This window comes from Streptomyces sp. NPDC001858 (assembly GCF_053594615.1).
On the sequence record NZ_JBSFEV010000086.1, the window covers coordinates 1 to 9,397 of the forward strand.

At 71.3% G+C, this 9,397-nt stretch carries 9 protein-coding genes; 5 read left to right on the plus strand and 4 right to left on the minus strand.

Annotated elements, in window-relative coordinates; translation table 11 throughout:
* Positions 1-103 precede the first annotated feature (103 nt).
* From ACWCPF_RS45000 to ACWCPF_RS45015, 4 genes are read right to left on the minus strand one after another with little or no spacing between them, the layout of a single operon-like run.
* On the minus strand, positions 104-1,546 hold the full coding sequence (locus ACWCPF_RS45000; protein WP_451050956.1) for an aldehyde dehydrogenase: 1,443 nt from the start codon (positions 1,544-1,546) through the stop codon (positions 104-106).
* Between the two features lie 2 nt (positions 1,547-1,548).
* Positions 1,549-1,788 carry a 2-hydroxymuconate tautomerase gene (locus ACWCPF_RS45005; protein ID WP_451050964.1) on the minus strand — a complete coding sequence of 80 codons (240 nt, stop codon included), beginning with the start codon at positions 1,786-1,788 and terminating at the stop codon, positions 1,549-1,551.
* A 1-nt stretch (position 1,789) separates the two neighbouring features.
* Positions 1,790-2,572: a 2-keto-4-pentenoate hydratase gene (locus ACWCPF_RS45010; protein ID WP_451050957.1), complete on the minus strand. Its 783-nt coding sequence runs from the start codon at positions 2,570-2,572 to the stop codon at positions 1,790-1,792.
* Positions 2,569-3,399, minus strand: coding sequence for a 2-keto-4-pentenoate hydratase (locus ACWCPF_RS45015; protein ID WP_451050958.1), 831 nt, complete (start codon positions 3,397-3,399; stop codon positions 2,569-2,571). Before ACWCPF_RS45015 ends, ACWCPF_RS45010 begins: the two co-directional genes overlap by 4 nt.
* A gap of 273 nt (positions 3,400-3,672) precedes the next feature.
* On the opposite strand from ACWCPF_RS45015, the gene ACWCPF_RS45020 reads away from it, so the two are divergent.
* The 5 genes from ACWCPF_RS45020 to ACWCPF_RS45040 all read left to right on the plus strand — a co-directional run bounded on the left by ACWCPF_RS45020 (position 3,673) and on the right by ACWCPF_RS45040 (position 8,731).
* Entirely contained in the window at positions 3,673-4,884 is a 1,212-nt protein-coding gene (locus ACWCPF_RS45020; RefSeq protein ID WP_451050959.1) for an oxidoreductase, read from the plus strand.
* Positions 4,881-5,780, plus strand: a complete 900-nt coding sequence (locus ACWCPF_RS45025; RefSeq protein WP_451050960.1) for a VOC family protein — start codon at positions 4,881-4,883, stop codon at positions 5,778-5,780. The genes ACWCPF_RS45020 and ACWCPF_RS45025 overlap by 4 nt, the downstream gene beginning before the upstream one ends.
* Positions 5,781-5,921: 141 nt before the next feature.
* On the plus strand, positions 5,922-6,659 hold the full coding sequence (locus ACWCPF_RS45030) for an SDR family NAD(P)-dependent oxidoreductase (protein ID WP_451050961.1): 738 nt from the start codon (positions 5,922-5,924) through the stop codon (positions 6,657-6,659).
* Positions 6,656-7,348: a class II aldolase/adducin family protein gene (locus tag ACWCPF_RS45035; protein WP_451050962.1), complete on the plus strand. Its 693-nt coding sequence runs from the start codon at positions 6,656-6,658 to the stop codon at positions 7,346-7,348. The genes ACWCPF_RS45030 and ACWCPF_RS45035 overlap by 4 nt, the downstream gene beginning before the upstream one ends.
* Positions 7,349-8,209: 861 nt before the next feature.
* Entirely contained in the window at positions 8,210-8,731 is a 522-nt protein-coding gene (locus tag ACWCPF_RS45040; protein WP_451050963.1) for a MarR family winged helix-turn-helix transcriptional regulator, read from the plus strand.
* Positions 8,732-9,397 lie beyond the last annotated feature (666 nt).

Sequence of the window (9,397 nt, forward strand, 5' to 3'; positions counted from 1 at the left end):
GATGCCCACCAATTTAGTTGGTCGGCCAATCGTTAGTCAACAACCTACGCCACAAGGCTTCTGTTCCCGTCCACCGGAAGATTCTTTTGCCGCCCCTCGATCGCTAGACCTCCTCGGGCCGGATCTGCATCACGACTGCCTTCGGCTCGGTGAAGAACTCGCGGCTGAAGTTCCCGCCCTCCCGTCCGATGCCGGAGTCGCCGACCCCGCCGAAGGGCGCCCGCAGGTCGCGGATGAAGAAGCAGTTCACCCAGACCGTTCCGGCGCGCAGCGCGGCGGAGACCCGGTGGGCGCGGTGCAGGTTCTCGGTGAAGAGCATCGCGTTGAGCCCGTACCGGCTGTCGTTGGCCAGAGCGACCGCCTCCTCCTCGGTGTCGAACGGGATGATGACGACCAGCGGCCCGAAGATCTCCTCCCGGGCGTGCCGGGACTCCTGGCCGAGGCCGGTGACGACCGTCGGCCTGACCGTCCAGCCCTCGCCCGGTCCGCCGGTGACGAGGGTGCCGCCCTCGGCTTCCACGCTGTCTACGTATCCGCGCACCTTGTGGTGGTGCTCCTGGGAGGCCAGCGGGCCGATGTCGGTCGACGTCTGCTTCGGGTCGCCGACGATCAGCGCGTCGGCCGCCGCCGTGAACCGCCGCAGGAACGCGTCGTGGACGGCACGCTGTACATAGATCCGGGAACCGGCGAGGCAGACCTGTCCGGTGTTGGTGAAGACGGCCTTGATCGACCACTCGACGGCGGTGTCCAGGTCGGCGTCGGCGAACACCACGTTCGCGCCCTTGCCGCCCAGCTCCAGGCTCACGGGGGTGAGGTTGCGGGCTCCGGCGGCCGCGATGATCCGGCCGGTGCCGGACTCGCCGGTGAAGGTGATGCGGTCCACGGCCGGGTTCTCGGTCAGCGCCTCGCCCGCGGAGCCGGGGCCGTAGCCGTGGACGACGTTGAGGACGCCCGGTGGCATCCCGGCCTCCAGGGCGAGGCGCGCGAGGATCGTCGCGGAGGCCGGGGTGTCCTCGGCGGGCTTGAGGACCACGGTGTTGCCCCAGGCCAGCGCGGGCGCGATCTTCCAGCTCTCCAGCATCAAGGGGAAGTTCCACGGCGCGATGGCCGCCACGACCCCGGCGGCCTCGAAGCGGGTGTAGGCGTGGTGGCCGGTGTCCATCGGCAGGGTGTCCGCCGTGGACAGGCGGGCGTGATCGGCGAAGAAGCGGAAGTTGGACGCCGCGCGCGGTACGTCATTGCCGCGTGACTGGGTGATCGGCTTGCCCATGTCCCGGGTGTCCGCCATGCCCAGCTCGTCGGCGTGGCTCTCGATGAGGTCCGCCAGCCGGTGCAGGATCCGCCCGCGTTCGCCGTGTCCCATCCGGGGCCAGGGCCCCGAGTCGAACGCCTTGCGGGCCGCGTCCACCGCGCGGTCGGCGTCGCTCTTGTCGCCCAGCGCCACCTCCGCCCAGGGCTCGCGGGTGTAGGGGTCGGTCGAGGTCATCGTCGAGCCGGAGTCCGACTCGATCTCCTTGCCGTCGATGACGTGGCCGAAGGATTCCATGTTCAGCTCCCGGTGTTCGCGGTCTCGGTGGCGGCTGCGGCTGCGGTGGCTGCTGCGGCGCGTTCGGCGAGGGTCTGGCCGCCTGCGGACCAATGGGCGGGCGGCACCTCACGCACCGTGATCCGGATGGAGGCTTCCGGTGCGTCGATGGCCTGGTGGACGGCCTTGTGTACGTCCGCCAGGAGGGCCCTGATCTGCTCCGGTGTCCGGCCTTCGGCCAGCGTGATCTCCACCAGCGGCATGTCATTCACATCCGATCATCAGCGAGCCGAGGTGGGTGAAATGGCCGGCGATCGAGCTGCCGGGCCGGGTGAACACCGCGTCCGTCATGCCTCCGGTGAGCACCAGCCACCCCGCCTCCAGGGCCAGCCCGCGCTCGCCCAGCGCGTTCGCAGCGAGCGCCAGGGCCTCGGCGGGGTGTCCCTGGACGGCCGCGCCGGTGGCGGAGTCGACGACCTCGCCGTCGACCTCCAGCAGGCACGCCTCCAGCGCCAGGTCCAGTTCCTCGGGCTTGCGTGCCACCGAGCCGATGACGAACCGGGACGACGAGGCGTTGTCGGCCACCACGTCGGGCAGCCTGAAGCGGAAGTCGGTGTAGCGGCTGTCGATCACTTCGAGGCCGGCGTACACGTGCGACACGGCCTCCATCGCGCGGGCCGCGGTCACGGCCGGTCCGCTCAGCCGCTCACCGAGCACGAACACGATCTCCGGCTCGACCCGCGGATGGATCAACTCGCCGGTGACCAGCGGTGTCCCGGCCGGGAGGATCATCTGGTCGGTGAGCCACCCCGTCAGCGGCGAGCTGATGCCCATCCGCTGCTGCTTCGCGCGCGAGGTCAGCCCCAGCTTCACGCCGACGACATGCTCGCCGGCGTCGACCTTGCGGCGCAGGATCTCGTCCTGCACCCGGTACGCCGTTTCCAGGTCCAGCCCGGGCCACTCGTCGGTGATCGGACCACGATCGGTCCGCCCGGCCTCGGCGTCCGCGAGCACCGTCGCGGCCCGCTCCACGTTCCACTCGGTCATGCCGCCGCCTCCTGCCTGGGGCTGAGCTGTGCTGCCGTGCCTTCCTTGGAGAAGCGGGCCGTCACCGAGCCGAGCCCGGCGAACGTCGCCGTCACCACGTCACCCGCGCTCACCGGGACGGCCGCGGTGACCGAACCGGGCAGCACCACATGACCCGCCCGCAACGTCACCCCCCGCGCGCCGAGCGTGTTGGCCAGCCACACCAGGGCGTTGAGCGGGGAGCCGAGCACCACGCCCAGGGCTCCGGTGCCGACGATCCCGCCGTTGCGGTACAGCACCGCTCCCGCCCGGCGGATGTCCACCCGGGACAGCGGCAGCGCCGTACCGCCCAGCACCACTCCGCCCGAGGACGCGTTGTCCGCGATCGTGTCGACCAGGGTGATCTTCCAGTCCCGGACGCGGGTGTCGATGATCTCCAGCGCCGGCATCACGAAGTCGACGGCCGCCGCGGCCTCGGCCACGGTGACCCCGGGGCCGCTCAGCGGCTTTCCCAGCACGAACGCGATCTCCGGCTCCACCCGCGGCGCGAGGAACGCCGACGGGTCGATCGGCTGCGACTCCAGGTGGAACATCGTGTCCATCAGGTGGCCGAAGTCCGGCTGGTCCACCCCGAGTTGGCGCTGCATGGCCGGCGCGGTCAGCCCCACCTTGTGGCCCTTGACCACCGCGCCGTCGCGCACCCACTGCTCGACCTGGGTCTCCTGGATCGCGTACGCGTCGTCCGCGTCCAGGCCCGGAAAGCGGTCGGTCAGGGGCTCGATCGGCTCGCCGGTGCGGTAGGCGCCGAGCAGGGAACGCGCCGCCTCCGACCGTGTCTCCGTGTCCATCAGTCACCTCGTTGCTCACTGCGGCTGTAGTGCGAGCCGCGTCGTCGGCGGCTTCGCCTCGCTCAAACTGTGTACACTTCGGCGGCTCCTCGTCAAGGCGTTGACATCATCAGAAAGTGTATGCACTCTGGCTCTCAGATGGCCGAGCGAAGCCGGGGCGGGCCCGGCCCGCCGCCGGCCCGCCGAGCCCCCGCCGCCCGGCCGTCGAGGCCACACGGGGATGTCCCACCGCGACGTGCCGCACATGGACGTGCCGCACTTGGAGGAGTCGGAATGACGAGTGTCCCGGAGCTGCGGAAGAACGACACGGTCTTCGCCTCACTGTTCACCCCCCTGCGGCTGGGCCACAGGACCGCGCGCAACCGCATCGTCCACGCGCCGATGTCGGTCTGCTACGGCGACGCCGACGGCTTCGTCACCCGCCCCCAGGTCGAGCACTACGCCCGCCGCGCACAGGGCGGGGCCGGCACGGTGATCACCGAGAACTTCGCCGTCAACCTCTCGGGGCGGCAGATGCCGCTGCAGAACCTGGTGGACGGCGAAGAGCGGCTGCCCGGACTGCGCCGCCTGGCCGACGAGATCCACCGGCACGGCGCGCTCGCCATGGTCCAGCTCGTGCACGCCGGCCGCTACGCCGGCCCCTGGGACGTCTACGAGAGCCGCCGCCGGCTGGCTCCGTCGGCCGTGCCCTTCGAGCTCACGCCCGGCCGCACGGTGACTCCGCAGGAGATCACCCCCGAGGAGATCGAGGAGACGATCGCGGCCTTCGGCCGGGCCGCGGAGCTGTGCGAACGCGCCGGCTTCGACGGCGTCGACGTGCACGCGGCGCAAGGATTCCTCATCTCCGGGTTCCTCTCGCCGCGCACCAACCGGCGCACCGACGACTGGGGCGGCGGCTTCGACGGGCGCGTGCGATTCGCGCTGGAGGCCGTGCGCGAGGCGGTGCGCCGAACCGGCCCCGACTTCGTCGTCGGCGTCCACCTGATGAGCGACGAGCGCGTCGAGGGCGGCTGGACGCTCGACGACAGCGTCCGGCTCGCCCCGCTGCTGGAGGCCGCGGGCGCGGACTTCCTGTTCGGCGTCCCCACCACCTTCGAGACGATGAGACTGCCGGCCAACGACGGGCTCATGGGTCGGCGCGGCTACGCGCTCGCCGACAACGCGGCGCTGGCGCAGGCAACGCGCCTGCCCGTCGTGGCGGGCGGCGGACTGGGCGACCCGCAGGCTGCCGCACACGCGCTGGAACGGGGCCACGTCTCCGCGATCGCCCTGGCACGACCGCTGTTCACCGACCCGGACTGGCCGCACAAGGTGTCCGACGGCGAGCTCGGCGCCGTACGGAGCTGCTCGTGCGCGACCGCCCGCTGTCTGCGCACCCAGCTCACCGGAGCAGTGTGCGAGAGCTGGCCCGCCGAGACGATCGAACGCGGCTACTTCGGATACGACAACGACAACGACAGCTACGGCGAGAGGGCCCACTCGTGATCACGCTCACCGACATCGCGTACGTACGTTCCGGCGCCGCCGACCTGGAGAAGGCGACCCACTTTGCGACCGAGATCGTGGGCCTGCAGCAGGTCGACACCGCCGAGCAGGGCGTCGCGCATCTGCGGGCCGACCACCGGCACCACAGCCTGGCTCTGGTCGAGGGAGCCTCGGGCGTGATCGCGTCCGCCTTCACCGTGGCCGACGAGGACGCCCTCGCCCTGGCCGAGACCGAGTTGGAGCAGCGCGGCTTCCGGGTCGCACGTGGCGACGCCGACGCGGCCCGCTCGCGCCACGTCACCCGGTTCATCGCCTTCGACGACCCCTTCGGCAACCGGATCGAGCTGGTCACGGGCCAGGAGACGATGGCCGAGCCGGTCCGGCTGACCCGGCCGTCGTCCGGCATCAGCGAGTTCGGCCACATGTGCTTCGACGCGCCCGACGTCCGCGAGGCCCACCGGTTCTGGTCCACCACGTTCAACGCCCGCGTCTCGGACTGGATCGGCGACAACGCCTGCCTCATGCGCATCGACAAGGTCCACCACAAGCTCGCGGTGTTCCGCGGCGACGGCCCCGGTCTGTGCCACGTGAACTTCCAGACGGCCACGCTCGACGACATCTTCCGCAACTGGAACTTCCTGCGCGACAACGGCGTCGACATCGTGATGGGACCGGGCAAGCACCCCACGTCCGGCTCGGTGTTCCTCTACTTCCGCGGCCCCGAGGGCATCACGTACGAATACGCCACCGGAGGCCTGCCGGTCGACGAGGCCACCTGGGTGGTGCGCACCTTCGACTCCGCCCGGCCCGCCTCACTCGACATGTGGCAGGGGCCGGTGTCACGACCGTCGACCCAGCCTCAGCTGCCGTCGTCAGCGGCCGTCGACGCCCCTTGATCCAGCCGCTGGGGAGGATCCACTTCCCTGGCTCAGCACGATCGAGGGGTTCGACCAAGGGAGGCTGACGGCCGACCTTACCTCCCCCTCCAAACGTAATCTGTATACACTTTCTCTCCTGTTTCTGACGAAGGGGTCACCATGCGACACGAAGGCCGGATCGCGGTCGTCACCGGGGCCGCCGGCGGGATAGGCCGCGCCTACGCCCTTCGGCTCGCCGCCGAGGGCGCCGCTGTGGCCGTGCTGGACCGGGCCGACGGCACTCCGGTCGTCAAGGAGATCCTCGACGCCGGCGGCCGGGCCATCGCCGTCCAGGCCGATCTGACGGACCCCGCCGGTGCGGCGGCCGCTCAGGAGGAAATCGCGGAGCAGCTCGGAGCGGCCGACATCCTCGTCAACAACGCCGGGATGTATCCCAATCAGCCGTTCGAGACCATGACGTTCGACGACTGGCGTGCGGTGTTCACCCTCAACGCCGATGCCCTCTTCCACACGGCGAAGGCGTTCACGCCGGGCATGCGGGACAAGGGCTGGGGCCGGATCGTCAACATGACGTCGAACTCCGTCGGCCTCGTCATCCCCGGCTTCACGCACTACCTGGCCAGCAAGATGGCCGTGATCGGCTTCACCCGGGGCCTGGCCACCGACCTGGCCGGCGTCGGCGTCACCGTCAACGCCATCGCCCCCAGCCTGGTACGGACGACGACGACCGAGGCCGGGCCCGCGGAGTTCTTCGAAGTGGTCCCGCAGCTTCAGGCCATACACCGGGTACAGCTCCCCGAGGACCTCACGGGCATGCTGTCGTTCCTCGTCTCCGACGACGCCGCGTTCATGACCGGTCAGACGGTGTACGTCGACGGCGGGCTCGTGCGGTCATGACGACACCGGGGGAGACGTCCTCCTCAACCCGTACCGCCCCGGCGGCCGACGCGCTGGTCGAGGCCGCTCATGTACTGGCCGGCCTCGGCCTGGTGACCGCGTTCGGACACGTGTCGGTGCGCCACGGCGACTTCGTGCTCATCACGCCGCCGAAGGAACTGGACCTGGTCGCCCCGGACGAGCTGGTCGAGATCCCCCTGGCGGCCGACGCACTGCCCGCCGGGGCGCCACCCGAAGCCTGGGGGCACCTGGCGGTGTACCGGGCGCGGCCCGATGTCGCAGCGGTCGCCCGGGCCCAGCCCGAAGCCGTCCTCGCCGCCGGCGCCGTCACCGACCGGATCTCCCTCCTGCACGGCCAGGCCGCGTGGCTGGGCGCCTCGGTCCCGGTCCATGACGAGGCCCGTCTGCTGCGCTGCGTCGACCGCGCCGAACGTGCGGCCCGCACGCTCGGCGAGGCCGACGCGCTTGTGCTGCGCGGCAACGGGGGCATCACCACCGGGACCGCCCCCGGGCACGCCGTGGCCCGCATGTGGCTGCTCGACGCCGCGTGCCGGGTACACCTCGCCGCGCACGGCGCCGGTCCGGTGAAGACGCTGAGCCCCGACGAGATCGCGGCGTGGCGTACGGCTGCCCCGCCGCTGCTGGACCGGTTGTGGGCGCATCTGCGGCGTACCGCCCGGACAGCGTGACTCTGCCGTCGTCCGTGGCTTCCGGCGCCTGTTGCGAGGAGGCAGCGGCGGCGCAGGAGTCGTTCGCGCAGGAGGGCGCGCGGAGCGTCGGCTGAGACCTGGTGCAGAGGCCGCCGCCGGGTCCACCGCTCACCAGCTCGCGCAGCAGCGCCGACGACGCCCACGGCCACACCGTCGACCTCGTCGATCGATCCCGACGCGGCCCGCGTCCGTGCGGAGGACGCCGCTGCGAGCCCCGGCGGCGTCGACGTGCTCTGCGCCGACGCGGCGGGCTCCGCCTTCGCCGCCTTCGCCGTCGAACTCCGGCGGCAGGCGATGCAGGTCGAGCCGGACATCGTCCCGCACACCGCCCATCCCGCCTGGGCCCGTCCCCGCGGCAGTGGCGGAGCGGTCATCGGCGCGGCCTCGACACCGGGCCCGCACGGCATCTGCGGCCCCCGGGCAGGCCGCCCACTTTGCGGTCAGGGACGGCGTGATCGCCCTGACGCGCACGCTTGCCGCGCAAGGCGCACTCGACGGTATCCGGGCCGACGTGATCTCTCCCGGCTTCGTCGTGCCACCGGCCACCGGCCACCGACGCCGCAGTCGGCCACGACGGCCGGCCGTGCAAGCGCGGCACGCAGCTGATCCAGCTGCCCGCGACCGGCTCCGACAGCGGCGCCCTCGCGCTGAGCCTCGACTGCGCCGGATCGAGCCAGGTGAGGGACACGACATCTGCGTGGACGGCGGCCGGACTGCCGGTCACCGCTGACCCGCCATTTCCGTTGGCTGACCAATACAATGGCGGGTGAGACGAGTCCCCGGCGGGACGGCCAGTGCCGGTGTCGGGGACGTGACTATCTGCCAGGAGGATCGAGAGTCATGCCGCGGGCCGATTCGGTACAGGGTAATGAAGAGGGTGCGGTGCCGACCGTGGCAGACGCCCCGATGAGCGAGGCCCTCTTCCGGGCGGCCCGTGCGCATCGGATCATGGCCGGCGGCCTGCTGCGCGACACCGGCCTGTACACGGGCCAGGAACTGCTGATGATGCAGTTGTGGGAGCGTGGGGAGCAACGTCAGGCGGACCTGATCAAGACGCTCGGCCTGGATCCGTCGACCGTCACCAAGATGCTGCAGCGCCTGGAGCAGTCCGGCTTCGTCACCCGCAAGCCGTCTCCCAGCGACCGCCGGGCCGTCGTCGTCAGTGCCACCCGCGCGGGCCAGGCCTTGCGCGACCAGGTCAGAAAGGCGTGGTCCGACCTGGAAGAGGTCACCGCGGCCGGCTTCACCGAAGCGGAGTACCGCCAGGCCATGCAGGTGCTGGCCCGGATCGAAGCGAACCTGACGACCCCGCCGCCCGCTGCCGATGCCGTCGGCACCGCGAACGGCACCCCCGCGGCCTGAGGCCTCGCACCGCGTCGGCGCTCATGGGAGCGGAGCGCCCGGCTTGAGAGCCCCGTCGACCGTCCTGCCGGTCAGGGCCGGCATACCGGTGATCCGAGGCGACGAAGGGAGGGCGGGACCAGATCGTCCCGCCCTCCCGCCGGGAGAAGATCATCGAAACGCTGCCCGGAGACCGGAGCGGGGCGCCGCCGCGCATCCGGCGGGGTCGCGCCCGGAGTATCGCAGCGCCGATTGCCATCGGATCCGGGCTGCCCCGGAGGAGCGGCCCGGCCGAACTCCAGCGCGACCATCCGCTCGGACCGAAAGCGCCGGACTCGAAGCCCATGAGCTCGGGCTGCCCGCCTCTCCCGTCGGACAGTCAGGCCCCCTCGCCCCCTCCTGTGGCACTGAATTGCTTCCTTGGCTGGCCAAGGTATAGTCGAAGGTGATCGATTGGTCGACCAATGGGCCATTCTGTGGTCATGGGTGCTGGTTGCCTGAACAGGGAGCTCGCGACCCGTGACCTGCGATGCGCGACGCCATGAGCCGCGCGGCGACCCGGGCCGGCCAGTGCACCAACTGGCGAAGGAGCCACCATGTCTGACCGGATCAATGACCGTCGGGTAACCGGGCGGCACGAGGGACGGACCGCCGTCATCACCGGGGCCGCAGGCGGAATCGGCCGCA